The following is a 23,096-nucleotide window of genomic DNA, read 5'->3' as shown; positions in this document are numbered from 1 at the left end:
ATGGCACATGTGATCAAGACCGATGACGAGGCGATCGCGATCGCCCGCGAGCTGGCCGCGACCTTCGCCGAGGGAGCGGTGCGGCGCGACGCCGAGCGCGTCCTGCCCGTGGCCGAGCTGGAGGCGCTGTCCGACAGCGGCCTGCTCGGCATCACCGTCCCCGCCGAGCACGGCGGCCCCGGCGTGCGCACCGCCACGCTGGGCGCGGTCATCAGGGAGCTGTCGGCGGCCGACGCCAGCATCGGGCAGATCCCGCAGAACCACTTCTGGTACCTCGACTCGCTGCGCGAGCACGGCAGCCCCGAGCAGCAGGCGTTCTTCTACGCCGAAGCGCTGGCGGGACGCCGCTTCGGCAACGCCGCCGTGGACGCGCGCGGCCCCAATGGCGAGCGTGAGCGTGCCACCCTGCGCCCGCACAAGGACGGCTACCTCATCTCCGGCCGCAAGATCTACTCGACCGGCGCGCTGTTCGCCCACTGGATCCCGGTCACCGCGCTCGACGAGGACTCCCACCGCGTGGCGTTCGTGCCGAGTGACGCGCCGGGCGTCACCGTCGTCGACGACTGGGACGGCTTCGGTCAGCGCACCACGGCCAGCGGCACCGTCCTGCTCGACGACGTGTTCGTGCCCGCCGAGCACGTGATGCGGGTGAAGCGGGCCGAGGTCAGCACATTCCGCACCTTCGGCCTGCTCATCCACGCGGCCATCGACACCGGCATCGCAGAAGGCGCGCTCGCCGACGCCGCCGCCTTCCTGCGCGGCTACCGAAGGGGCGGCTGGCCGGGCGCCCAGCCGGAGAAGGTGGTCGAGGACCCGGTCGTCATCCAGCTCTTCGGCGAGCTGGCGGTGCTCACCAGGGCGGCACGCGCGCTGCTGGAGAGCGCCGGCGACGCCGTGGACCGGGCCAGATCGGCGCCGCCCGAGGACTTCCCCGAGCTCGCGGCGGAGGCGGCCGTCGCCATGGCCGCCGCCCGCGCGCAGGCCGACCGCGCCGCCAACCGGGTGAGCGCCGAATGGTTCGAGCTGGCCGGCGCCTCCGCCGTACGCGAGCCGCTCGGCCTGAGCCGGCACTGGCGCAACGCGCGCACCCACACCGTGCACGACCCGCGCCGGGCCAAGGTGCACGACGTCGGCAACTACCACCTCAACGGCATCGCCCCCAGGAGCTATCCCCGATGAGCCGCATCATCCACTTCAACCTCTTCGAGATGAACTGCGTCGGGCACATCCAGCACGGACTGTGGACGCACCCCGACAACAACCGCCACCGCTACACCGACCTGGAGTACTGGACCGACCTGGCGAAGCTGCTGGAACGCGGCCTGTTCGACGCCGTGTTCCTGGCCGACGTGGTCGGCGTCTACGACCGCTACCGCGGCGGGCCCGAGACCGCCATCCGCGAGGCCGTGCAGATCCCCGCCAACGACCCGCTGCTCGTCGTGCCCGCCATGGCCGCGGTGACCAAGCACCTGGGGTTCGCGGTGACGTTCTCCACCACGTACGAGCCGCCGTTCGCGCACGCCCGCCGCATGTCCACCCTCGACCACCTGACCAAGGGCCGGGTCGCCTGGAACATCGTCACCTCCTACCTGCGCAACGCCGCGCGCAACTTCGGCCTGGACGACGAGATCGAGCACGACCTGCGCTACGAGATCGCCGAGGAGTACCTGGAGGTGCTCTACAAGCTGTGGGAGGGCAGCTGGGAGGACGGCGCGGTGCTGCGCGACCGGGAGCGGCACATCTACACCGATCCGGCCAAGGTGCACGCCATCGACCACGTCGGCAAGCACTTCCGGGTGGCCGGCCCGCATCTGTCGGAGCCGTCGCCGCAGCGCACGCCCGTGCTCTACCAGGCGGGCAACTCCGACCGGGGCAAGGAGTTCGCGGCCAGGCACGCCGAGGCCGTCTTCACCGGCGCGGCGTCCCTGGAGGCGCTGCGCGAGGACATCGCCGACACCCGCCGCCGCGCCGCCGCCTACGGCCGCGACCCGGACCACATCACGTTCTTCCCCAGCGCCTCCGTGATCGTGGGCCGAACGCAGGCCGAGGTGGACGCCAAGATCGCCGACCTGCAGCGGCACATCCGGGTCGAGGGCTTCCTCGCGCAGCGCGGCAGCGGCATCGACCTCGCGGCCTACGACCCCGAGGAGTTCATCGACGACATCGTGGCGCGCGGCGGCGACTTCACCGAGCGGGCCGTGCGGCAGCTCGTGGGGCGCGGGCTGCGGGTGCGCGACGTGCTGGAGTCCATCGGCCGCATCGGGCGCGGCCCGTTCTTCGTCGCCGGCACCCCCGAACGGGTCGCCGACGAGATCGAGCGCTGGGCCGACGAGACCGGCGCGACCGGGTTCAACCTCATGCAGTACCTGTCGCCGGGCACCGCGGAGGACTTCATCGAGCTGGTCGTGCCCGAGCTGCAGCGCCGGGGCCGCTACCGCACCTCGTACGAGGACTCGACGCTGCGCGAACGCCTGCTCGGCCCGGGCATCCACCGGCTGCCGGACAGCCACCCGGGCGCCGCCTATCGAAACCTAGTAAATCAGTAGGTTTTGTAGGTAGTATGCGGTGCATGCGCAATCGGCCCTCACGGTTGTTCCTGAATGTCATGGGCGTGCTCGTCCTCCTCATCGGCCTGGCCGCCTGCGGCGGCGAGGCGTCGCAGGCCGCGGGCCGCGACGAGCCGCTACGGGTGGGCTATCAGCGATTCGGCGCCCTCACCCTGGTCAAGGCCAGGGGAGTGGCGCCGGATGTGACGTGGTCGCTGTTCGAGAGCGGTCCTGCGGCGACCGAGGCGCTCAAGGCCGGCTCCATCGACGTCGCCTACACCGGCGAAGCGCCGCCGATCTTCGCCGCGGCGGGCCGGATCGACTTCAAGATCATCAGCACCTCGGAAGAGGTGCCGCAAGGCGAGGCCGTCCTGGTCAAGGAGGACAGCGGCATCAACGGCTTCGAGGATCTGAAGGGCAAGTCGATCGCGCTCAACAAGGGCTCCAACGTCCACTGGCTGCTGGTCCGGCTCCTCGAGAAGCACGGCATGTCGATCGACGACGTGAACGTGAAATACCTCAAGCCGGCGGAGGGGCGGCCCGCGTTCGACAACGGGCAGGTCGACGCGTGGATCATCTGGGATCCGTACTTCGCGCTCGCCGAACGGCCCGGCGTCAAGGTGCTCGCCGACGCGACCGGGCTGGCCGGCAACCGCGAGTACCTGCTCGCCTCGCCCGAGGCGCTGGAGACCAAGTCCGCGCAGATCGAGCGGCTGCTCAAGCAGCTCCGCGAGACCACCGACTGGGGCATCGCCCATCCCAAGGAGCGGGCCCAGGCGATGGCGCCCGAGCTGAAGATCCCAGAAGACGTCGCCGAGCGCGCCCTGGCCCGCAGCGCCAGGCCCATCGCCCCGGTCAACGCCGGCATCGGGGCGGAGCTGCAGCGCATCGCCGACGGCTTCACCGCGCTGAAGCTCATCCCCGGCAAGGTGGACATCGCCGGGCGGGTGGACGACAGGTTCAGCGAGGTGCTGCGATGACCGCCACATCCGTACGGCCCGCGCGCACGGAAGGCGAGCGCACCCGCGTGCGGCGCAACCGGAAAGCCCCGCGCGCCGCCCGCTGGCGGCGGGCCGTCACCCCGGTGCTCCTCGTGGTGGTCTGGGAGGGCTGCTCGCGGGCCGGGATCCTGCCGCCGGACAAGCTGTCGGCCCCCAGCGACGTGCTGGCCGCGGGCTGGCGGCTGGCCGCCGAGGGCACGCTGTGGGTCAACCTCGTCGACTCGCTGCTCAGGGCCGTCATCGGCCTGGCCGTCGGCGGCGGGCTCGGGCTCGCGCTCGGCTCGATCGCCGGGCTGCTGCGCATCGGCGACGACCTCGTGGACCCGCCGGTGCAGATGGCCCGCATGCTGCCCCATCTCGGCCTGGTCCCGCTGCTGCTCATCTGGGTCGGCATCGGCGAGCCGCTGAAGATCACGCTGGTCGCGCTCGGCGCGTTCTTCCCCGTCTACCTCAACACCTACAGCGGCATCAGGGGCATCGACGAGCGGCTGGTGGAGGCGGCGCGGACCTGCGGGCTGTCCGCCGCCGCCCGGCTGCGCCACGTCGTGCTGCCCGGCGCGCTGCCGTCGCTCTTCCTGGGCCTGCGGCTCGCGTTCGGCGCGGGCTGGCTCAGCCTGGTGGTCGGCGAGCAGGTCAACGCCGACAGCGGGCTCGGCTTCATGATGATGGAGGCCCGCGAGTTCGCCCAGACCGAGGTGGTCGTGCTGGGGCTGGTCATCTACGCCCTGCTCGGCCTGCTGTCCGATCTGGCTCTGCGCACGTTGGAAGGGAGGGCGCTGGCATGGCGGCGCGGTCTGGAGGCGAGCTGAGCGAGGCCGCACCCGCGGCGGACGCAGCGTCGGACACGGCGGTGGTCGACGCGCGGGGCATCACCCGCGCGTACGGCGACAGGCTCGTCCTCGACGGCATCGACCTGCGCATCGGCAAAGGCGAGGTGGTCGCGCTGCTCGGTGCGAGCGGCTCGGGCAAGAGCACGCTGCTGCGCATCATCGCGGGCCTCGACTCCGGCGCCGACGGCGAGGTGCGCACCAGCGGCCACATCGCCGTGGTGTTCCAGGAGCATCGGCTGCTGCCGTGGAAACGGGTCGCCGACAACATCGCGCTCGGGCTGCGCGGACCGGACCTGGCCCAGCGTACGGCCGCCGCGCTGGCCGAGGTCGGGCTGGCCGACCGCGGGCGGGCCTGGCCCGCGGAGCTGTCGGGCGGCCAGGCGCAGCGCGTGGCCCTCGCCCGCGCGCTGGTCCGCGAGCCCGACCTGCTGCTGCTCGATGAGCCGTTCGCGGCTCTGGACGCGCTCAACCGGCTCAGGATGCAGGCGCTGTTCTTCCGGCTGCGCGACGAGCACGACTTCGCCGCCCTCCTGGTGACGCACGACGTGAACGAGGCGCTGTTGCTCGCCGACCGCCTGCTCGTGCTGGAGGACGGGCGCATCGCCGAGGACACCGCCGTGACGCTCCCGCATCCGCGCGCCCAGGACGACCCGGCCTTCGGCGCGCTGCGCCGCCACCTGCTCACCCGCCTGCGCGTGCCCCTGCTCCCCGACCAGTCCTGACCCGGGGCCGGAGCGCCCGCCCCTCCTCCGGACCCGGGCGCCCCGGCCGGTCAGATCCCGGCGACGATCTTCTCCAGCAGGTGCGGGCCGCGCTCCGCGCCCTCGCGGTCCCGCTTGGCCACCTCCTCCCTGACGATCGGGATGACGTACCGGCCGAAGTCGATGGCGTCGCCGAGCAGGTCGTAGCCGCGCGCGGAGATGATGTCCACGCCCAGGTCGTAGTAGTCGAGCAGCGCCTTGGCCACGGTCTCGGGAGTGCCGACCAGCGCGTTGGAGTTGCCCTCGCCGCCGGTCGCGGCGGACGTGGGCGTCCACAACGCCCGGTCGAAGCGCTCGCCCCTGGCGGCGATCGCGATCAGCCGCTGCGCGCCGGTGTTCTCCGGCCCCTCGGGCGCGTGGCCGCGCGGCGGCCTCCTGGTCGCCCGCCGCGCCTTGATGGCCTCGACCGTGCGGTGCGCCTTCTCCCAGGCCAGCTCCTCGGTAGGGGCGATGATCGGCCGGAAGGCCGCCTGGATGCGCGGCCGGTCCGTACGGCCCGCCGCCCGCGCCGCCGCCCACACCGACTCGATCTGCTGGGCGGTGTCGGCGAGCGGCTCGCCCCACAGGCAGTAGATGTCGGCCTCAGCGCCGCCGGCGGCGTACGCGGCGGGGGAGGAGCCGCCGAAGGAGACGCCGGGACGCGGCCGCTGCACCGGGAAGACGTCGCTGACGTAGTCGTAGAAGCGGTAGTGCTCGCCCTCGTGGTCGAACGGCTCCTTGCTGGTCCACACCTTCTTGACGATCTGGATGTACTCCTCGGTCCGGCTGTAGCGCTGGTCCTTGGTCAGCGTGTCGCCCTCGCGGCGCTGCTCGTGGTCGTTGCCGCCGGTGATGAAGTGGATCGTCAGCCGCCCGTCGCTGATGTGATCGAGCGTCGCGAACGAGCGCGCGGCGTAGGTCGGGTAGGACACGTTCGGCCGGTGCGCGAGCAGGATCTGCAGCCGCTCCACCTTCGCCGCCAGCCAGGCCGCGGCCGGAGTGGGGATCGGCGTGTCGGACCCGTAGGCGAACAGGACCCGGTCCCACCCGTGGTCCTCGTGGGCGCGGGCGAGCTTGAGGGTGTAGTCCTTGTCGAACGACGGGCCCGAGCGGGCGGTGGTCTCCGAGGAGTTGTTGGTGTAGGCGATGCCGAGGAACTCAACGGGCATGGGTGCGTCCTTGTCGGAGAGCGGATCGATGGCGGGTGTACGCGGCCGCGAGCACGCCGCCGACCTCGGCGGTGCTGATGAGCACCGCCATGGTGGCCTGCGAGGCCCGCCCGCCGGTGACCTCGTCGGCGGCTCGCATGAGATATCGGGTGATCGCGTTGCCGGTGACGCCGTCGCGCTCCGCGGCGGCCGGCGCCTCACGTACGGCGGCCTCGGCCACGGCGGAGTCCACGGGGTCCTCGGCCGCGGGGTCCTCGGCCACGGGGTCCTCGGTCACGGGGGCCGATCACTTCTTTTCGGTCGGGCACGGATGGATCTCCCTCTGACGGAGACGGGCTGACAAGCCGGGCAGGGTGAGGCCCAGGAGCACGAGCACCACGCCGGCCAGCCTGATCGGCGCGGGCAGCGCGCCCTGCTGTATGCAGTCGATGACCACGGCGGACAGCACCTGCCCGCTGATCACCAGCACGGAGGCGCTCATCGCGCCGAGCCGGGGGAAGACGTAGCTGTTGACCGCGACGAACAACGCACCGAACACGCCGCCCGCGTACGCGGCGATCGGCGTGTCCGTCACGTCCGGCCAGGTGCGCAGCACGAGCAGCACCGCGCTGAGGAAGACGAAGCCGACCACGTGGTTCCAGACGGACGCGCGGAACGCGCCCTTGCGGGTGCTGAGCCGGCCGTTGATCGTGCGGCTGGTGCCGATGAGGACGCCGTTGAACAGCGCCAGGGCGACGAGGAAGAGCATGGTCACGCCCCTCCCGCGACGATGAGGACGCTGCCCGCGAGCACGCAGGCCGCCACCGCCAGGTCCATGAGCGTGATCCGGCGCTGCGGCGTGTGCAGCAGGCCGAACCGGTCGGAGACCGTGCCGAAGATGATCTGTCCGGTGAGCATCAGCGCGACGGTGCCCGCCAGGGCCAGCTCGCTGTTGACCGCGATGGCCGACAGGATGACGACGAGAGCGCCCGGGATGCCGCCCAGGTAGTACCAGAGCGGCGCGCGGGCCGGGCCATCGCCGGTCGCCGGGTCGGGAGCCGGTGCACGGCGGGCGAGCGCCAGCGCCAGGAGCGCGGCCACCACGGCCCCGAGCCCGTGCGCGGCCCACGAGGCGTAGAGGGCGTCGGTGTACCCGGCGAGCACGGCGTTGGCCTGGGTCATCAGCGTGAGCAGCACGCCGCCGGCGATCGCGAGCGCCCAGTCGAGCGCGCGTCCCCCGCTCATCGGGCCTCCTCCCCGGCGCCCTGCCGCGATCCTGCGGCCTGCGGCGACCTGACGGTCTGTCGCGATTCGGCGGCCTGCGGCGACCTGACGGTCTGTCGCGATTCGGCGGTCTGCGGCGACCTGACGGTCTGTCGCGATTCGGCGGTCTGCGGCGACCTGACGGTCTGTCGTGATTCGGCGGTCTGCGGCGACTCGACGGCTTGCGGTGTTTCGACGGTCTGTCGTGGGCCGGCGGCCTGCGGCGCATCCCGCCGGGTCGCTTCGCCGCCCGCCGGCTCGGCCTTCGCCAGGGTGACGACCTCGCCGATGGCCTCGCTGGTGGCCACGGCCAGGACGCTGCCGCGGGCACGCAGCCCCGCCGCCCCCTCGGCCACGCCCGGGAAGATCAGCTCGCGGGCGCGCGGCAGCTCGGTCTCCTTGAACAGGCGCCGGCGGTGCGGGATGGCCTCGGCCACCAGCGCGCCGCCGGGATCCGCGCCCAGCAGGTCGCCGAAGGCGCGCTGGAGCGGGAGCCTGGTGGTGGTGCGGATGGCCGCGGCGGCGGGGGCGGGAGCGTCGAGCGCGCCGAACGCGGCGGTGAAGGTCTCGACGATGGCGCGCGGCGTGTCGACGAGCGTCCCGTCGAGATCGAACACGGTCACGTGACGCATGGCATCCTCTCCGGCTGCTGCAGCTTCAACGTAAGAAGGAATTCTCGATAAATCAAGTGGGTTATGCATGGAATAAAATCCCTAATAACAAGTAGACCTTGACGGATTTTCGCAGCCCGTGCTGAGCTGGGCCGTGGTTCACGGAGGTGAAGGGGAGCCATGCACGGCGAGATCACTGGAGCCGAGGCGGCCCGCGACGGCCGGATCGTGCCGGATAAGGTCGGGGCATGACCGCATCCACCTCCTGCGCAGCCCGCGGTGATGCCCCCGATTCTCCCGTCGAGGACGTGCTGGACGACCCGGTGCGCGCCGCCCTGCTCGGGCCGCAGGCGCACTTCGCCGTACGGCGCGGCCAGGTGCTGCGCTACGCCTTCGAGGTCTCCCCGTTCGTGTCGCTGCCGCCCGAGCCCGGCCTCGCCGACTGGCGTGACGCGGCGGCGCTGGCGGGCGCGGACGGCACCGTGCTGATGACCGGCCCCATGCCGGCGCCGCCCGACGGCCTGGCCGAGGTCACGGAGATCACCGGCTACCAGCTCACCGGCGAGGACGTCGCGGGGGAGAACGACGACGAGGTGGTGCGGCTGGGGCCCGCCGACGTGCCGGAGATGCTGGACCTCGTCCGCCGCACCCAGCCGGGGCCGTTCCTCCCGCGCACCGTCGAGCTCGGCGTCTACCTCGGCATCCGCCGGGGCGGCGCGCTGGCGGCGATGGCCGGCGAGCGGATGCGCCCGCCGGGCTGGACCGAGATCAGCGCCGTCTGCACCGACCCCGCGCACCAGGGTCAGGGGCTGGCGCGGCGGCTGATGCTCGCCGTCATCGCGGTCGTCAGGGAGCGCGGCGAGCAGCCGTTCCTGCACGTCGCCGACGGCAATCCGGCGATCCGCCTGTACGAGCGGCTCGGCTTCCGCATTCGCCGGCCCGTCACGTTCCGCATCGCCCGGCTGACGGCGCCCGCCAGGGTCGAGTCCGGGTCATAAGCCCTCGGAAGCCTCAGGAGGGCACGCGCGTAACGGACACCGAGGTCTTCGGTCGGAGCGCGCGTGATGGGGCGCCGGAGCTTCAGACGGGAGCGCGTGTGATGGGGCGCCGGGGCCTCAGGCGGGGGCGCGTGTGATGGGGCGCCGGGGCCTCAGGCGGGGGCGCGTGTGATGGACGCGAGCAGCGCCAGCTTCTCGGCGCTGCCGGTGCCGGGATCCGGGTGCATGACCACGAGCGTCCGGCCCGGCGCGCCCTGCACGCCCAGCCGCTCCCGGTTCAGCCACAGCTCGCCGACCTGGGGATGAGCGAGCAGCTTGGCCGCGCCCTCGCAGGTGCCGACGTCGTGCCGCGCCCACAGCCGGGCGAAGCGCGGGCTGGCCAGCGACAGCTCGCCGACCAGCTCGATGAAGCGAGGATCGTCGATGTCGGTGCCCACGGACGCGCGGAACCCGGCGACCATGCCCGGCGCGGCGTTCTCCCAGCCGGGGTGCAGGGCCTGCTCGGCGGGGTCGAGGAACGTGTCGCGCAGCCGGTTGCGGCCCGCCGCGAGCCGCGGTGACAGGGCGGTGGCCAGGTCGTTGGCGGCCAGCACGTCGAGGTAGCGGCCCTCCACGTACGCGGGCAGCGGCAGCGCGGCGATCAGCTTGGCCACGCCCTCGGGGACGGATTCCTTGCGCGGCCGCCGCCGGCGCCTGCGCGGCCGCTGCGCGCCGAGGCGGAGCAGGTAGGCCGTCGCGTCGTCGTCGAGCTGTAGCGCCCGGGCGAGCGCTTCGAGTACCTGCGGTGAGGGGTTGCGGTCGCGCCCCTGCTCCAGGCGCAGGTAGTAGTCGGCGCTGATGCCGGCGAGCAGCGCCACCTCTTCACGGCGCAGGCCGGGCACGCGCCGTACGCCCGATGCGGGGATGCCCGCCTGCTCGGGAGTGACGAGCTCCCGCCGGGCGCGCACGTAGTCGCCGAGAAGGTTGGCTCTGTCGCTCATGCGCCCCACGCTACGCCGTGCCCCGGCGGGCGTGCCTGGTCCTGCCGCCCCCAGGATCGCGGGGGCTCTGGCCCGGCCACCGCTACCCGGGAAGCCTCGTGTCCCGCACGAACACCGTCGCACACGAGTCTGGAGCTTCACCATGTCGACGTACGTCTTGATCCACGGGGCCTGGCACGGCGGGCGCTGCTGGGATCGGGTGGTCCCGCTGCTGGCCGAGGCCGGGCACCGGGTGCTCGCGCCCTCCCTGACCGGCTGCGGCGACCGGGCCCGCCTGCTCGGCCCGCACGTGGGGCTGGACACCCACGTCGCCGACGTCGCGGGACTGCTCGCCGATGAGGACCTCACCGACGTGATCCTCGTCGGCCACAGCTACGCCGGGCTCGTCATCACGGGGGCGGCGGGCCGGGTGCCGGGACGCGTCGGCCGGCTCGTCTACCTCGACGCGATGGTCCCCGAGGACGGCGAGCGTGCGGTGGACGTACAGCCCATGACCCAGGCGCTGCTCGACGCCGCGGCCGCGTCCGGGGAGGGCTGGCGGGTGCCGCCGATGCCCGAGCTGCCGCCGCCCGCCGGCCTGTTCGGGGTCACCGACCCGGCCGACCAGGCGTGGCTGCGGGGGATGCTGTCGGACATGCCGCTGCGCTGCTTCCAGCAGCCGGTCAGGCTGGGCGACCCGGCCGCGCGCATGATCCCGCGTACGCACATCCACTGCACGGCAGGCGTGCCCGAGGGCATCGTGCGCCGGCCCGTCCCCGAGGTCCAGCCCGACGGGAGTCCCGCCCAGGTGTGGGAGCTCCCGACGGGCCACGACTGCATGATCACCATGCCGGACGAGCTGGCCGGGCTGCTGCTCAAGCTCGGCTGAGCCCGCGCCTGCGGGTCAGCCGGCTCTGGCGGCCAGCAGCGAGGAGAGGCGGTCGACGGTGACATCCGCCAGCTCCATCACCACCGCGCCGTGCCCGTCGCCCGCGGTGCCGCCTGCGGTGCCGCCCGTCGTGCCGCCCTCGGGGACGGCCACGACCAGGCAGCCCGCGGCCAGCGCCGCCGCGATGCCCGGCGGCGAGTCCTCCAGCGCCACGCAGTGACGCGGATCGACCCCCAGCCGCCGGGCCGCCGTCAGGTACGCCTCCGGATCCGGCTTGGGCCGGCTCACCTCGTCGCCGCACACCACGGTGTCGAACGTGCCGGGTTCGAGCTGGGCCAGCACCTCGTCCACCAGGACACGGTGGCTCGACGTCACCAGCGCCGTCGGTACGCCGCTCCGGCGTACCGACGCCACCACCTCCTGGGCGCCGGGCCGCCACGGCACCCCGAGGGCGAACAGCTCCCTGGTGTGTTCCAGCAGCCACGCCGCCGACTCGTCGGCGTCGGCCACGACGCCGAGGTCGTCCTGCACGAGCTGGGCGGAGTCGCGCAGGTTGCGGCCGACCACCTGGCGGCGGATCTCCGGCCGCAGCGTGCCGCCGAGCTTCTCCGCGAGATCGGCGAGGCTGACGTCCCAGAGCGGCTCGCTGTCGAACAGGGTGCCGTCCATGTCGAACAGCACCGCCGCCATGGGCGGGACGCCGCGGCCCACCGGATGGGCGCTCCCGCCCGCCGGATCAGGGGCGACGCCCGCCGGATGAGCGCTGCCCGCCGGATGAGCGCTGCCCGTCGGATGAGGGACGCCGTCCGCGCTTACGGTCAACGCAGCTCCTCGGCGAGCCAGCGCCGCACCGTGCGCGGGTCGTCGCCGGTCGTGCCGTCCACGCCCAGCTCGATCCAGTGGCGCAGGTCGTCCTGGGTACGGGTGGGCCAGCCGTGCACGGGGAAGCCCTCCTCGTGCAGCCGCTCGACGATCTCGGCCGTCAGCCCCTCGCCGCCGCTGTGGATCCGGCTCGACCCGGTGTCCTCAAGGAGCTGCCGGTAGCCGCCCGGGTGCTTCTCGGCGTCGGTCCACTTGGACACGATGATGCCGCGCGGGATGTGCGGCAGCTTCTGCGCCACGGTCGCCATCGCCTCGACCGAGAACCCGGTGAGGATCGTCCGCTCGGCGTGGTCGGGGTGCCGGAGGAAGAAGTCCGTCAGGGCCTCGATGGCGGCCAGGTCCTTGATTTCGAGCTGCACGAACCTGGTCGTCGCCTGATACATCTGCTCCAGCGTGGGAACCCGCTCGCCGCCGCCCACGTCCACCGCACTGATCCGCGACCAGGGCAGCCGCGCGACCGGCCCGAGGTCCTTGCCGGTCGCGTCGGCAGCGGTCCTGTCCAGCGTCGCGTCGTGCAGCATGAACAGCTGCCCGTCGGAGCTGATGCGGACGTCGGTCTCCAGCTCGTCGACGCCGACCTCCTCGGCCACGCGGTAGGACGCGATGGTGTTCTCGGGCGCTTCGGCCATGGCGCCTCGGTGCCCGACGATGGCAAATGCCACGATCTTCCTTCCTCAGTGACTTGTTGTGTCCATGACGTCCCGTGTGGGGGTGGCCGGTGCAGCGGCGGCACGAGAGGTCCAGGTCAGGGCGCGACCAGCCGGCGATACTTCGGCATCACCCGCTGGACGGCGGGGTCGAGGTTGCGCACCGCCTCGCGCAGCGTCTCGGCCGGATCGGCGTTGGCCGAGTACACCTTCTGCAGCACGATCAGCATCTCGGAGATGAGCTCGTTCACGTACCGGCGCATGGTGTCCGGCGGACGGGCCCGGCTGAGCTGGTCTTGGGCGACCTGGTACTGCGGTGTCTTGGCGTTGCGCTCCTTGATCTTCGGCGAGTCGAGCGCGCTGGTGGTGACCGGCAGGTAGCCGGTGTTCAGGCTCCACTCGGGCGCGCCGGTCTGGGCCAGGTACTTGACCAGCTCCCAGGTCGCCTGCTTGCGCTCCTTGGTGGAGTTGCGCATGATCGCCAGCCCGCTGCCGCCGGTCGGCACGCCCGGCTGCACCTGCTCGGGCAGGAAGGCCGCGCCGAACTCGAAGTCGGTGGCCTTGAGCAGCGAGGTGAGCGCGCCGGTCGAGGTGCAGATGGTCGCCGCCACGCCGGACGCGAAGTCGCCGTTCACGTCGGAGGCCAGGTAGGCCATCTGGTCGTCGTGGATGAACGCCCGGTCGAACTCCAGGGCGGCGATGGTCTCCTCGGAGGCCAGCTTCGACGTCATGCCGTCGGAGTAGGCGCCGCCGAAGGCCCAGGCCGAGCCCTGGAAGTACCAGTCGTCCTTGCCGTTGTAGGCGCGCATCTTGACCGGCGAGCCGCGGTGCTTGTAGCCCTTGAGCTGCTGACCCCACTCGCGCAGCTCGGTGAACGTCTTCGGCCCGCGGTCGGGCAGCCCGGCCCCGGCGAAGATCTCCTTGTTGTAGTAGAACAGCGGCGTCGAGCGGGCCCACGGCAGCCAGTAGATCTCGTTCCTGATCGTGCCCTCGGCCAGGAACGTCGGGTGGAAGAAGTCGGGCCGGAAGCTCGCGTCGAAGTAGCCGCTCAGCGGTTCCAGCGCCTCGGCGAGGAAGTAGCGGTTCCAGTTCACGTCGCTGAGCGTGACGAGGTCGGGGACCTGCGCCACGGCGAAGCTGGCGGCCAGCTTGGAGTCGAGCGCCGTGTACCCGGGGAACAGCTGGATCTCGCAGTAGATGTCCGTCTGCGAGGCGTTGAACCCGTCGATGATCGTCTGCAGCACCTCGGCGTTGTGCGAGGTGAACGCGCTCCACAGCACCACCCGCTGGCGGCGGGCGAACTTGTCCGGCACCTGGCCGCTCACCTGGGCGTAGTCGCCGAGGCTGCGGCCCGCGCAGGCGTTCAGCGCCAGGCCGGCCGCGGCCGCGGTGGCGGCGGTCAGGAGCCGGCGCCGGCTGAAACTCGTCCCCGTCACGCTGGTTCCTTTCTGATCGAGCCGGATCGCGAATACGTGGTCGTCATCGGCGTAGCGCGCTCCCGGCCAGGCCGGCGACGATGTAGCGCTGCGCCAGCAGGAAGACGATGGTCACGGGCAGGACGACGAACAGGGTCCCGGCCATCAGGGCGCCCCAGTCGTTGATGCCGTCGTTCTCCTTGAGGTAGAGCAGCCCGATCGGCAGCGTCCGCATGTTGACCGAGTTGGTCACGATCAGCGGCCAGACGAAGTTGTTCCACTCGTCGATCAGGGCGATGAGCCCGACCGTGATGATCGCCGGCCGGGACATCGGCATGATGAACGACCAGATCGTGCGCAGGTGCCCCGCGCCGTCGATCTGCGCCGCCTCCAGCACCTCGTACGGGAGCGAGCGGAAGAACTGGTGGAGCAGGAACGTGCCGAACGCCGACGCCACGCCCGGCAGGATCAGGCCGGCGTAGGTGTTCAGCAGGTGGAGATGGCCGATGGTGATGTAGTTGACCAGCAGCGTCACGTGCCCGGGCACCATCAGCGCGCCGAGCATGAAGACGAACAGCCAGCGCTTGCCGGGGAACGGCAGGAAGGCGAAGGCGTAGGCGGTGGAGATGGCCAGCACCACCTTCAGCACCGTTCCGATCGCGGCGACCACGACCGAGTTGATGAGGAACTGCCCGAACGGGGCAAGCTCCCAGGCGGTGACGAAGTTCTCCAGAGTCAGCGACTCCGGGATCAGACGCATCGGCCAGCTGTTGATGTCCTCGTTCGTCTTGAACGCGGTGGTGACGAAGAGGTAGAGCGGCCCGAGGAAGACCAGGGCGGTGAGCACCAGGGCGAGCACGCCCCACCAGGGCGCTCGCCGCGGGTTGTCGGGCTTCCGCGCGGCGGGCTCGGTCGCGGCCGCGGTCGGCATGACCGTCATCAGTAGTGAACCCTCCGCTCGACGAATCGGAACTGCAGGACGGTGATCGCCATCAGCACCACGAACATGATCATGGAGGCCGCGCTGGAGCCGCCGACGTTGCTGCGGTTGAACGCCTCGTCGTAGATGAACCAGCTCAGCGTCGTGGTGGAGCGGGCGGGCCCGCCGCCGGTCATCATGGCGATGACGTCGAAGGCCTGGAAGGCCGAGATCGTCTGGGTGATCACCAGGAAGAACGTGGTGGGCGAGAGCAGCGGCAGGATCATCCGCCTGAACTGCGTCCACCGGCCGGCGCCGTCGATCCTGGCCGCTTCCAGCACCTCCGAGGGGATCTGCTGGATGCCCACCAGGTAGACGATCGCGACGAAGCCGAGGCCCTTCCAGATGGAGACGATGATGAGCGCCCACAGCGCCCACGAGTCGTCGGTGATCCAGTTCGGCGAGCTGGAACCGAACGCCTCGAACACCAGCCGGCTGAGACCGTGGTTGGGGTCGAAGACGAACAGCCAGATCGTCGCGATCGCCGCCCCGGACAGCACGTGCGGGGCGAAGGCGAGCGTCTGGACCGCGTTGGTGCCTCGTATGCGCTGGGAGAACAGCATCGCCAGCGCCAGGCCGAGCACCAGGGTCACGACCACGACGACGACCACCCAGACCAGCGTTCTGAACAGCACCGCGGGGAAGGTCGAACTGCTGAAGAGCGCCTGGTAGTTGAGGAGACCGGACCACTCGGCCGCAGGTGAGATGAAGTCCCACGTGGTGAAGCTCAGGTAGACGTTCTGGATGATCGGCCAGTACGCGAAGACGGCGATCAACGCCAGGTTAGGAAACGCGAACGCGGCGAACAGCAAATAGCCGCGCCGGCGCCGTCGTGCCGCACTGAGCGATCCGGAAGTCTCCTTCGCGGTGCCGGTCGGCCGGCCGGCGCTGACGGAGCGTGCCGATCCCGCTTCGAGATCGCTGACTCCACTGCTCACGGGCTACCACCCATCCGCGTCGGGAACGAACGTGTGCCGACTTTACTTGCGGTTATGTGCTCGAATCTGGTCATTTGGTGCCGAATCTGTGACCATTGCGCGAACGTTTCAATCAGATGTGCAAGGGTGTCCGCGAGATGTCAAGCATGTTTCAAGGCCGTGCCTTCGACCGCCAGCAGCGGATCCTCGCCTACGTACGCAGCGAGGGGCGCGCGGTCGTCTCCGAGATCGCCGACATGTTCGCGATCTCGCCCGCCACGCTGCGCAGGGACCTGCGGGCGCTGGAGTCGCAGCGGCTGATCGCCCGCTCGTACGGCGTCTTCTACCCCACCGACAGCGGCCGCTACGAGACGCCGCTGGAGCACCGGCACAAGGCCAAGACCGCCGAGCGGCTCGCGATCGCCGAGGCCGCCATCGCGATGATCGCCGAGGTCGGCACCGTGCTCATCGACGAGGGGGCGCTGCTCGAAGACCTGATCGGGCCCATGCGCCGGCTGAGCAGGATGACCGTGGTGACCCGGTCGCTGACCGTCGCCGCCGAGCTCAGCCGGCACACCGACCACGACGTCATCATCGTCGGCGGCCGCCTGCGCCCGACGACCATGGGCACCGTCGACCGGTGGGCCACGTCGATGCTCAGCGAGCTGAACGTCGACCTCACGGTCATGGGCACCAACGGCGTGTCGCTCGAGCGCGGGCTGACCACGCCGGACCCGGCCGTGGCGCAGGCCAAGACGGCGGCGCTGGAGGCGGCCCGGCAGTGCGTGCTGGTGTGCGAGCACACCAAGTTCGGCGTGGCCAGCTTCGCCAAGTTCGCCGACCTCAATCAGGTGACCTGGATCGTCACCGGCAAGCAGCTGCCCAGGGCGGCCGCGCAGCGCTACAGCGAGGCCGGCCCCAAGATCCTGCGCGTCTGACGCTTTCAGCCGGAGAGGAAGCGGCCGATGGCCCCCCACGTCCCGGCCGGTGGTCGCCTTCTCGATGCGGTACGCGCCGCGCAGGTACAGCAGCGGCGTGGCGCATGCCCCCCAGGCTCCGGTTGTGACGGCGTCGCTGACCCGGCTGCCGCGGGCGCACGACCCGGAACACTGGCAACAAGGCTGACGTCGCATACAACCTTTCGCCCGCCCGGCGGCGTTGGGTACGGGCGAGAGGAGATCACATTGGACCGTCACGACGGCTTCCGTGAGTTCGTGCTCGCCCGCCAGCAAGCGCTGATGCGGACCGCGTACCTGCTCACGGGAGACGCCCACCAGGCCGAGGACCTGCTACAGAGCGTGCTGTCCAAGGTCGTGAGGCATTGGGGCAGGCTGGCCAGGGACGGCAACCCCGAGGCGTACATCCGCAAGTCGCTGGTCAACCAGTACACGTCCTGGCGGCGCCGGCCGCGCCCCGAGCAGCCGAGCGCCGAGCTGACCGACCACGGCGCCTCCCACGACGACGCCACGCTCGACCGCATCGTGCTGCGGCAGGCGCTCGCCAAGCTCGCCCCAGGCAGCGCGCGGTGATCGTGCTGCGCTTCTACGAGGACCTGACCGAGGCGCAGACGGCCGACGCGCTCGGCTGCTCCATCGGCACCATCAAGAGCCAGACCCATCACGCGCTGAACCGCCTGCGGGCGATCGCGCCGGAGCTGGCGCCCATGCTCACCGAAGCCGAGATCGAGGAGGTGGCCCGATGACGCGGTTGCGTCGCGCGCTTGACGGCATCGCCGCCGAGGCGCCCCTGGTAGACCTGGCCGATTCGGCCATCGCCCGCCACCGGCGCAGGCGGCGCGTCACGGTGTCGCTCGCCGCGGTGGCGGTCGCCGCGACGGTGGCGGCCTCCGGCGTGGTCATGACGGCGCCCTGGCGGGCGGTCACGCAGCCCGCCGTGCAGGTCGTGGACCCCGCCGGGCCAGGTGAGGACCGGACCGCGCCGGGCGAGGACCGGGCCGACGTGGCGCCCGACCTGCCGGACGAGCCGGTGGGGAGACTGAGCCACGCGTACATGCCGAGATGCAAAGCCGTCCCGTGTGACCGCGACGACGAGTGGCGGGTGGTGACCACCGCCGGCACGACCTACCGCCTGCAGAAGGCCGTCGCAAGAACCGCCAAGGGAAGGAGCGTGCCCATCGCGATCAGCAAGAACGGGGGCGTGCTCGCCTACTACAGCCGCGAGGAACAGGCGTACGTCGTCCGCGACATGCAGACCGGCGCCGAGAAGGTCTCACCGGTCAAGATGCCGGAGAAGAAGATTCCGGTCGGCGCCCTGCTCCTGGTCTCCGACGACGGCCGGTACCTCGTCGTCGACGACCCGATGGAGTTCGACGACTACCCCGGAGCGATCATCGACATGCGGACCGGCGAGCGTACGGCGCTGCGCGGCGACTTCGAGCCGTTCATCCTCAAAGACGGCGTGCTCCAGCTCGTCAGGTACATCAAGACCGACCTGTGGCTGATGCCCGTGACCGGCGGCGGCAAGCCGGTGCGCTTCGACGGCAGGTTCATCATGTTCAGCGAAGTCGCGCCGGACGGCCGGACGGTGGTGGCGCTCGACAAGACCCCGGAACCGGAAGAGGCACCGGTGCTCACCGTGCTCGACGCCAAGACCGGCGCGATCGTGCGGCGGCTGCCCACTCCCACCACGTCCGGAGGGCCCGAGCCGCTCTGGTGGCTCGACGACAGGGAGGTCGTCGTCAAGGGGCACGGCAAGGGCACCAAGATGTTCGCGCTGGACGTCATGACCGGCGACCTGCGGCCGCTGAGCGACTACGGCGAGGACCTGCTCTACCTGACCCTGCCCGGCCGCGTTACCAAGTAGGTGACCCGGCCGGACGGGGACCCGTCCGGCCGGTTTCCTGAGGAGCCGTTCCAGGAGCAGTCCTGGAAAGTCGTTCCGGGGAGCCGTGCTGAGGAGTTCGTTCCGGGGAGCCGTTTTGAGGAGCGGTTCTGAGGAGCCGGACCGGCCAGCCGTCACGCCGCCGCCGGGCCGTCCGCGGCGCCGGGCGTCCAGGCGACAGGCACGCTCACCGGTCCCGCGATGACCTGGCCGGGCTTGCGCTGGATCTCCTCCGCCGGGACCGCGAGCCGCAGGGCCGGCAGCTCGCGCAGCAGCAGGCTCACGGCCGCCACCACCTCGGCGTGCCCGAGATGCCGGCCGATGCAGTGGTGGGCGCCGTGGCCGAACGACAGGTGACGGTTCGGCGCGCGGCCGAAGTCCATCCGGCGCGGTTCCGGGAATGCCCGCGGATCGTAATTGGCGGTCACGTGTGACGGGATGACGAGATCGCCCTCCCGTAAACGCGCCCCGCTCGGCAGCGTGGTGTCGCGAATGGCGCGGCGCGGTAACGCGTCCGCCGCGGCCGTGGTGAACATGCGTTCCAATTCCACCACGGCGCTCTCCACATTCTCCGGATGATCGACCAGATACGCGTAAGCGGTTGGATAATCGCCGTACGGATGAGAGAGCAGCACCTGAATGAACGTGCCGATGCTGCTCGCGGTCGTTTCCCAGCCGCCCACGAGCAGGGCGAGCGGCAATTTGATCAATCGGTCGGGAGGAATGCCCTCGCCGCGCGCGGCGATCGTGGACAGAAGATCGTCACCCGGTTCCGCGCGCCGTTTCTCGATCAGGCCCGCCAGATAACCGACCATCGCCATTTGAGCCTCGGCGGCCTCCGACCGGCCGAGCGTGCTGGTGGCCAGGAACGCCTCGCCCCAGGCCCGGAACGGCTCCCTGTCCTGCGGCGGCAGGTCGAACAGGTCGCTGATGACGTTGAGCGCGAGCGGCAGCGCGAACGTCTCCATCAGGTCGGCCGGCTCGCCGGCCCGCAGCATGTGCTTGAGCTGCGCCGACGCGTGGGCGTCGATCTGTCCGGCGAGCCGCCCCACCGCGCGCGGCGTGAAATGATCCGCCACGACGCCGCGCACCGCGGCGTGCTCGGCCTTGTCGAGGCTGAGAATCGTGCCTTCGAGATCGATGTCGTCGTCGCCGAGGGCCTGCTGCCTGGAGAATGCGTCCTGGTCCCGGAACACGGTGATCACGTCGTCGTATCGGGTCACCAGGTAAGCGGGGGAGCCGTTCGGCCGGACGACTTCGTGGACGCCGGTCCCGGCCGCGCACAGCTCGTGGTAAAGCGGATTGATGTAAAGGCCGGGACGATTCACCCCGTCTTCGCCGAGATCCAGCGGATGGGTGATCGGGCAGGAAGACGGCACGTGCGCGTTCGTTGCGGTCATCGCGAAAATCCCCTGTTTCTTCGGATGGCCGCCATGGCGAGGTTTTCTCGGCTGCGGCCAAACCCCTGAGCGTCCGGCTCAGAATAAGAAAGAGATCGCGAACGCACATGTATCGTCACGGTTGCATCGCTCGAACCTTCTTTCCACGCCGCCCCAAGAGCCGATGCGTTAACTCTGGAAAAACACATACCGAAACCGGCGGTTCCCGCAAGTGTTAGGCTCGGCCGCGTGAGTCCCGACCCCGCGCCACGCCCGCACACCGGACGGCGGCGCAACCCGGCCGTCCGGCAGGCCATCCTCGACCACGCCGCGGACCTGCTGATCGCCAACGACTACGCGGCCGTCCCGATCGACGCCATCGCCAAGGCCGCCGGAGTCAGCAAGCACACCATCTACCGCTGGTGGCCCTCCAAGGGCGCGGTCCTGCTCGAGGCCATGGCCGAACGCGCCAGACAGCAGACACCCGGCCTCGACACCGGCGTTTTCGCCGACGATCTGGAGACCTTCCTCGCCGCCACCTTCGCCACCGCCGAGAAGGTCTCCGGGCTGCTGCGCGGCATCATGGCCGAGGCCCAGCGCGACCCGGTGGCCGCCGAGGGGCTGCGCCGCTTCACCGCGGGCCGCAGAGACGAGCTGCGCGCCCTGCTCGCCCGCGGCGTCGAGCAGGGCGACCTGTCCCCGGACACCGACCTCGATCTGCTCGTCGACCAGCTCCTCGGCCTGATGTGGTACCGCCTGCTCATCGGCCACGCCCCGATGAACGCCGAAGTCGCCGTCGCCCTGGCCCGCTCCCTGACCCGGCGCGGGCCGCAGACCTAGACCCCTTACCCGAGCAGCTTGTCCACGGTGATCGGGAGGGTGCGGACGCGGACGCCGGTGGCGTTGAAGACGGCGTTCGCGAAGGCCGCGGCGGCGCCGACCGTGCCGAGCTCGCCGATGCCGCGCGCGCCCGCCGGCCCGAGCCCGGTGTCGGGATGGTCGAGGAAGTGCACGTCGATCTCCACGGCGTCGGCGCTGACCGGGAGCAGGTAGCCGGCGAGGTCCGCGTTCGAGATCCGGCCGGTGGCGGCCTCGACCCTGCCCTCCTCGCACAGGGCCGCCGCCAGGCCGAACAGCACGCCGCCCGTGATCTGGTTGCGGGCGGTGACGGCGTTGAGTATCGCCCCGGCGTCCACCACGGTGGTGAAGCGGGACAGGCGGGGCTCGCGCGTCCACCGGTTCACCCTGACCTCGCAGAAGTGCGCGGCGTACGAGGCGTGCGCGTGCCCGTCGTCCGGGGCCGTGCTGGTGCCGTCGGCGCCGATCTCGGCGGTCCCGGTCAGCCCGAGCAGCTCGCCGAACCCGATGGACGTGCCCGCCCCGATGAGGCGGCCCTTCTCGTGCCGCGCCTCGCCGGCCCCGGTGCACGTGCCCGCGCCGATGAGGCGGCCCTCCTCGTACCGGACGTCGCCCGCCCCGCGCAGTGGCGAGCCCTCGGCCGTGGCGGCGTGCCGGACCAGCGCGTCGATCGCCTCCCGGGCGGCGGCGAGTATCGCGGCCGTCACGGTCGCCGTGGCAGCCGAGCCGATGGCGCCGTAGATGTCGTCGGCGCCCGCGACGGGCAGCCGGGAGTCGCCGAGCGCGGGCACGACCCGATCCGCGGGCACTCCCAGGGCGCGGGCGGCCGTCATCGCCATGATCGTCGCCATGCCGGTGCCGGCGTCCGATGTCGCGCAGGCCACCGTGGCGGTGCCGTCGGGGCGGAAGGTCACCCGCGCGGTGGTCGGTGCCCGTCCCGCGTCCAGCACGGCGGTGGCCATGCCCATGCCGACCAGGTCGTCGCCGTCGGTCAGGGAACCGGGCCGCGCGGGGCGGCGCGACCAGCCGAAGCGCTCGGCCCCGACGCGGTAGCACTCTTCCAGGTGCTTGCTCGCGTACGGGATCCCGCCGATCAGCGTATTCGCCAGGTGGTTCTTCACGCGCAGCTCGATGGGGTCCATGCCGAGCCGGTCGGCCAGCTCGTCCATGGCGCTCTCCAGGGCGTAGGAACCCGCCTCGTCGCCGGGGGCGCGCATGATCGTGGCGGGCGGCAGGTTCATGCCAGGGGTGATGGAGAGCTCGATGTGCGCGTTCGGGGTGGCGTAGTACTTCTGGGCGGCGCGGTAGCCGGGGTCCTCCACGAGGCTCTCGCTGACCGTGTGGTGCTTGATCGCGTGGAGCCGCCCGTCCCGGTACGCGCCGAGGCCGATCGTCTGCGACGACGCCGCCCGGTGCCCGGTCACGGTGAACAGCTGCTCCCGGCTCGTCACGATCTTGACCGGGCGGCCGAGCGCGCGGGCGGCGGCCGCGGCCAGCATGGCGGGCGCCCAGGTGAACGCCTTGCCGCCGAACCCGCCGCCCACGTACGGGCTGATGACGTGCACATCGGCGGGCGGGACGCCGAGCACGGCGGCCAGCTCCATCGCGTGCGCCACCGGACCCTGGGTGCCGCTGTAGATCGTCAGCTTGCCGTCGTCCCAGGCGGCGACGGCCGCGTGCGGCTCCATCATCATGTGGTGCCTGGGCGGGACGTCGTAGGTCGCCTCCACCCTGACCTCGCTCGCGGCCAGCGCCGCCTCGATGTCGACGTCCTCCGGCTTGGCGATGACGGGGCCGAGCGGGAGCCCCGGGATCTCGGGCGGCCGCACCGCGTGGCGCTTGGCCCGGCCGAAGTCGGCGTTCGGAGGCCGCGTCTCGCAGGCGACCTCGACCCGCGCCGCGGCGTCGCGTGCCTGCTCCAGCGTCTCGGCGACGACCACCGCCACGATCTGGCCGTAGTGGCGGATCTCGTGATCGGCGAGCGGGAGGCGGGCGTCGGCGAAGAAGCCCGCGGGTTCCGGCAGGGTGCCCGCCGCACGACGCCACGCCCATGGCGGCAACGCTCGCCACTCAGGTCTCGCTGGCCTGCCTCCACACCGCCATGCGGCTCGCGGAGGACCCGGCCGACCTGCCCGCGCAGGTGGAGGCCGCCTTCCGCCGCTTCGACGGCCTCGCCTGACGCCGGCTCGCCCG

Annotated in this window: 26 protein-coding genes; 13 read left to right on the top strand and 13 right to left on the bottom strand. The window is 71.5% G+C overall.

The window, feature by feature from the left end:
* From AB0K67_RS32125 to AB0K67_RS32105, 5 genes are read left to right on the top strand one after another with little or no spacing between them, the layout of a single operon-like run.
* Window positions 1–1,179 carry an SfnB family sulfur acquisition oxidoreductase gene (locus tag AB0K67_RS32125; protein WP_364067796.1) on the top strand — a complete coding sequence of 393 codons (1,179 nt, stop codon included), beginning with the start codon at window positions 1–3 and terminating at the stop codon, window positions 1,177–1,179.
* The gene (locus AB0K67_RS32120) at window positions 1,176–2,546 is read left to right on the top strand and encodes an LLM class flavin-dependent oxidoreductase (protein WP_364067794.1); all 1,371 of its coding nucleotides are present in this window, start codon (window positions 1,176–1,178) and stop codon (window positions 2,544–2,546) included. The genes AB0K67_RS32125 and AB0K67_RS32120 overlap by 4 nt, the downstream gene beginning before the upstream one ends.
* Window positions 2,547–2,569: 23 nt before the next feature.
* Complete coding sequence (locus AB0K67_RS32115; RefSeq protein ID WP_364067792.1) at window positions 2,570–3,526, top strand: aliphatic sulfonate ABC transporter substrate-binding protein; 957 nt, start codon at window positions 2,570–2,572, stop codon at window positions 3,524–3,526.
* The gene (locus tag AB0K67_RS32110; RefSeq protein ID WP_364067791.1) at window positions 3,523–4,356 is read left to right on the top strand and encodes an ABC transporter permease subunit; all 834 of its coding nucleotides are present in this window, start codon (window positions 3,523–3,525) and stop codon (window positions 4,354–4,356) included. Before AB0K67_RS32115 ends, AB0K67_RS32110 begins: the two co-directional genes overlap by 4 nt.
* The gene (locus AB0K67_RS32105) at window positions 4,329–5,099 is read left to right on the top strand and encodes an ABC transporter ATP-binding protein (protein ID WP_364067789.1); all 771 of its coding nucleotides are present in this window, start codon (window positions 4,329–4,331) and stop codon (window positions 5,097–5,099) included. The genes AB0K67_RS32110 and AB0K67_RS32105 overlap by 28 nt, the downstream gene beginning before the upstream one ends.
* A 50-nt stretch (window positions 5,100–5,149) precedes the next feature.
* Here AB0K67_RS32105 and AB0K67_RS32100 read toward each other — a convergent pair whose 3' ends face one another.
* From AB0K67_RS32100 to AB0K67_RS32080, 5 genes are read right to left on the bottom strand one after another with little or no spacing between them, the layout of a single operon-like run.
* Complete coding sequence (locus AB0K67_RS32100) at window positions 5,150–6,286, bottom strand: LLM class flavin-dependent oxidoreductase (protein ID WP_364067788.1); 1,137 nt, start codon at window positions 6,284–6,286, stop codon at window positions 5,150–5,152.
* Window positions 6,276–6,563, bottom strand: a complete 288-nt coding sequence (locus AB0K67_RS32095; RefSeq protein ID WP_364067787.1) for a pseudouridine-5'-phosphate glycosidase — start codon at window positions 6,561–6,563, stop codon at window positions 6,276–6,278. The genes AB0K67_RS32100 and AB0K67_RS32095 overlap by 11 nt, the downstream gene beginning before the upstream one ends.
* Before the next feature lie 9 nt (window positions 6,564–6,572).
* Complete coding sequence (locus AB0K67_RS32090) at window positions 6,573–7,034, bottom strand: DMT family transporter (protein ID WP_364068050.1); 462 nt, start codon at window positions 7,032–7,034, stop codon at window positions 6,573–6,575.
* A gap of 2 nt (window positions 7,035–7,036) precedes the next feature.
* Window positions 7,037–7,510: a DMT family transporter gene (locus AB0K67_RS32085; protein WP_364067786.1), complete on the bottom strand. Its 474-nt coding sequence runs from the start codon at window positions 7,508–7,510 to the stop codon at window positions 7,037–7,039.
* Complete coding sequence (locus AB0K67_RS32080) at window positions 7,507–8,151, bottom strand: HAD hydrolase-like protein (protein WP_364067784.1); 645 nt, start codon at window positions 8,149–8,151, stop codon at window positions 7,507–7,509. The genes AB0K67_RS32085 and AB0K67_RS32080 overlap by 4 nt, the downstream gene beginning before the upstream one ends.
* 236 nt (window positions 8,152–8,387) lie before the next feature.
* Between AB0K67_RS32080 and AB0K67_RS32075 the strand changes: the two genes are divergently transcribed.
* Window positions 8,388–9,137 carry a GNAT family N-acetyltransferase gene (locus tag AB0K67_RS32075; RefSeq protein WP_364067782.1) on the top strand — a complete coding sequence of 250 codons (750 nt, stop codon included), beginning with the start codon at window positions 8,388–8,390 and terminating at the stop codon, window positions 9,135–9,137.
* A 152-nt stretch (window positions 9,138–9,289) separates the two neighbouring features.
* On the opposite strand, the gene AB0K67_RS32070 is transcribed toward AB0K67_RS32075, so the two are convergent.
* Entirely contained in the window at window positions 9,290–10,117 is an 828-nt protein-coding gene (locus AB0K67_RS32070) for a helix-turn-helix transcriptional regulator (protein WP_364067780.1), read from the bottom strand.
* Window positions 10,118–10,259: 142 nt separating this feature from the next.
* Between AB0K67_RS32070 and AB0K67_RS32065 the strand changes: the two genes are divergently transcribed.
* The gene (locus tag AB0K67_RS32065; RefSeq protein ID WP_364067778.1) at window positions 10,260–10,985 is read left to right on the top strand and encodes an alpha/beta hydrolase; all 726 of its coding nucleotides are present in this window, start codon (window positions 10,260–10,262) and stop codon (window positions 10,983–10,985) included.
* A gap of 15 nt (window positions 10,986–11,000) precedes the next feature.
* Here the strand turns inward: AB0K67_RS32065 and AB0K67_RS32060 are convergent, their stop codons facing one another.
* The 5 genes from AB0K67_RS32060 to AB0K67_RS32040 all read right to left on the bottom strand — a co-directional run bounded on the left by AB0K67_RS32060 (window position 11,001) and on the right by AB0K67_RS32040 (window position 15,846).
* A complete protein-coding gene (locus tag AB0K67_RS32060; RefSeq protein WP_364067777.1) occupies window positions 11,001–11,807 on the bottom strand; it encodes an HAD family phosphatase in 807 nt (268 codons plus the stop codon).
* Complete coding sequence (locus tag AB0K67_RS32055; RefSeq protein ID WP_364067776.1) at window positions 11,804–12,529, bottom strand: glycerophosphodiester phosphodiesterase family protein; 726 nt, start codon at window positions 12,527–12,529, stop codon at window positions 11,804–11,806. Before AB0K67_RS32055 ends, AB0K67_RS32060 begins: the two co-directional genes overlap by 4 nt.
* A gap of 83 nt (window positions 12,530–12,612) precedes the next feature.
* The gene (locus tag AB0K67_RS32050) at window positions 12,613–13,950 is read right to left on the bottom strand and encodes an ABC transporter substrate-binding protein (protein WP_364067774.1); all 1,338 of its coding nucleotides are present in this window, start codon (window positions 13,948–13,950) and stop codon (window positions 12,613–12,615) included.
* 43 nt (window positions 13,951–13,993) lie between these two features.
* Entirely contained in the window at window positions 13,994–14,869 is an 876-nt protein-coding gene (locus AB0K67_RS32045) for a carbohydrate ABC transporter permease (RefSeq protein WP_364067773.1), read from the bottom strand.
* Window positions 14,869–15,846 (bottom strand): sugar ABC transporter permease, encoded by a 978-nt coding sequence (locus tag AB0K67_RS32040; protein WP_364067772.1) that lies wholly within the window; start codon window positions 15,844–15,846, stop codon window positions 14,869–14,871. The genes AB0K67_RS32045 and AB0K67_RS32040 overlap by 1 nt, the downstream gene beginning before the upstream one ends.
* Window positions 15,847–15,992: 146 nt before the next feature.
* On the opposite strand from AB0K67_RS32040, the gene AB0K67_RS32035 reads away from it, so the two are divergent.
* The 4 genes from AB0K67_RS32035 (at window position 15,993) to AB0K67_RS32020 (ending at window position 18,648) form a co-directional block, all read left to right on the top strand.
* The gene (locus AB0K67_RS32035; protein WP_364067771.1) at window positions 15,993–16,763 is read left to right on the top strand and encodes a DeoR/GlpR family DNA-binding transcription regulator; all 771 of its coding nucleotides are present in this window, start codon (window positions 15,993–15,995) and stop codon (window positions 16,761–16,763) included.
* 246 nt (window positions 16,764–17,009) lie between these two features.
* On the top strand, window positions 17,010–17,354 hold the full coding sequence (locus AB0K67_RS32030; protein WP_364067769.1) for a sigma factor: 345 nt from the start codon (window positions 17,010–17,012) through the stop codon (window positions 17,352–17,354).
* A complete protein-coding gene (locus tag AB0K67_RS32025) occupies window positions 17,351–17,527 on the top strand; it encodes a sigma factor-like helix-turn-helix DNA-binding protein (RefSeq protein WP_364067767.1) in 177 nt (58 codons plus the stop codon). Before AB0K67_RS32030 ends, AB0K67_RS32025 begins: the two co-directional genes overlap by 4 nt.
* Window positions 17,524–18,648 carry a hypothetical protein gene (locus tag AB0K67_RS32020; RefSeq protein ID WP_364067765.1) on the top strand — a complete coding sequence of 375 codons (1,125 nt, stop codon included), beginning with the start codon at window positions 17,524–17,526 and terminating at the stop codon, window positions 18,646–18,648. The genes AB0K67_RS32025 and AB0K67_RS32020 overlap by 4 nt, the downstream gene beginning before the upstream one ends.
* Before the next feature lie 152 nt (window positions 18,649–18,800).
* Here the strand turns inward: AB0K67_RS32020 and AB0K67_RS32015 are convergent, their stop codons facing one another.
* A complete protein-coding gene (locus AB0K67_RS32015; RefSeq protein WP_364067763.1) occupies window positions 18,801–20,066 on the bottom strand; it encodes a cytochrome P450 in 1,266 nt (421 codons plus the stop codon).
* Between the two features lie 228 nt (window positions 20,067–20,294).
* Here AB0K67_RS32015 and AB0K67_RS32010 point away from each other — a divergent pair, with 228 nt between their 5' ends.
* Window positions 20,295–20,885 (top strand): TetR/AcrR family transcriptional regulator, encoded by a 591-nt coding sequence (locus tag AB0K67_RS32010; RefSeq protein WP_364067761.1) that lies wholly within the window; start codon window positions 20,295–20,297, stop codon window positions 20,883–20,885.
* 5 nt (window positions 20,886–20,890) lie between these two features.
* Here the strand turns inward: AB0K67_RS32010 and AB0K67_RS32005 are convergent, their stop codons facing one another.
* A complete protein-coding gene (locus AB0K67_RS32005) occupies window positions 20,891–22,963 on the bottom strand; it encodes a xanthine dehydrogenase family protein molybdopterin-binding subunit (RefSeq protein WP_364067760.1) in 2,073 nt (690 codons plus the stop codon).
* Here AB0K67_RS32005 and AB0K67_RS32000 point away from each other — a divergent pair.
* Complete coding sequence (locus AB0K67_RS32000; protein ID WP_364067758.1) at window positions 22,954–23,082, top strand: hypothetical protein; 129 nt, start codon at window positions 22,954–22,956, stop codon at window positions 23,080–23,082. The genes AB0K67_RS32005 and AB0K67_RS32000 overlap by 10 nt on opposite strands.
* Window positions 23,083–23,096: the final 14 nt, after the last annotated feature.

This window comes from Nonomuraea sp. NPDC052634, from assembly GCF_040678535.1.
Taxonomy (GTDB): domain Bacteria; phylum Actinomycetota; class Actinomycetes; order Streptosporangiales; family Streptosporangiaceae; genus Nonomuraea; species Nonomuraea fastidiosa.
The sequence above is the reverse complement of the archived record's forward strand: the minus strand, read 5'-3'. Positions and strand labels throughout refer to the sequence as shown.

Bases quoted from the DNA above. Each gene is read 5' to 3' on its own strand.
- AB0K67_RS32125 (WP_364067796.1), top strand. From the start codon at position 1: ATGGCACATGTGATCAAGACCGATGACGAGGCGATCGCGATCGCCCGC.
- AB0K67_RS32120 (WP_364067794.1), top strand. From the start codon at position 1,176: ATGAGCCGCATCATCCACTTCAACCTCTTCGAGATGAACTGCGTCGGG.
- AB0K67_RS32115 (WP_364067792.1), top strand. From the start codon at position 2,570: ATGCGCAATCGGCCCTCACGGTTGTTCCTGAATGTCATGGGCGTGCTC.
- AB0K67_RS32110 (WP_364067791.1), top strand. From the start codon at position 3,523: ATGACCGCCACATCCGTACGGCCCGCGCGCACGGAAGGCGAGCGCACC.
- AB0K67_RS32105 (WP_364067789.1), top strand. From the start codon at position 4,329: ATGGCGGCGCGGTCTGGAGGCGAGCTGAGCGAGGCCGCACCCGCGGCG.
- AB0K67_RS32100 (WP_364067788.1), bottom strand. From the start codon at position 6,286: ATGCCCGTTGAGTTCCTCGGCATCGCCTACACCAACAACTCCTCGGAG.
- AB0K67_RS32090 (WP_364068050.1), bottom strand. From the start codon at position 7,034: ATGCTCTTCCTCGTCGCCCTGGCGCTGTTCAACGGCGTCCTCATCGGC.
- AB0K67_RS32085 (WP_364067786.1), bottom strand. From the start codon at position 7,510: ATGAGCGGGGGACGCGCGCTCGACTGGGCGCTCGCGATCGCCGGCGGC.
- AB0K67_RS32075 (WP_364067782.1), top strand. From the start codon at position 8,388: ATGACCGCATCCACCTCCTGCGCAGCCCGCGGTGATGCCCCCGATTCT.
- AB0K67_RS32070 (WP_364067780.1), bottom strand. From the start codon at position 10,117: ATGAGCGACAGAGCCAACCTTCTCGGCGACTACGTGCGCGCCCGGCGG.
- AB0K67_RS32065 (WP_364067778.1), top strand. From the start codon at position 10,260: ATGTCGACGTACGTCTTGATCCACGGGGCCTGGCACGGCGGGCGCTGC.
- AB0K67_RS32045 (WP_364067773.1), bottom strand. From the start codon at position 14,869: ATGACGGTCATGCCGACCGCGGCCGCGACCGAGCCCGCCGCGCGGAAG.
- AB0K67_RS32035 (WP_364067771.1), top strand. From the start codon at position 15,993: ATGTTTCAAGGCCGTGCCTTCGACCGCCAGCAGCGGATCCTCGCCTAC.
- AB0K67_RS32020 (WP_364067765.1), top strand. From the start codon at position 17,524: ATGACGCGGTTGCGTCGCGCGCTTGACGGCATCGCCGCCGAGGCGCCC.
- AB0K67_RS32015 (WP_364067763.1), bottom strand. From the start codon at position 20,066: ATGACCGCAACGAACGCGCACGTGCCGTCTTCCTGCCCGATCACCCAT.
- AB0K67_RS32000 (WP_364067758.1), top strand. From the start codon at position 22,954: ATGGCGGCAACGCTCGCCACTCAGGTCTCGCTGGCCTGCCTCCACACC.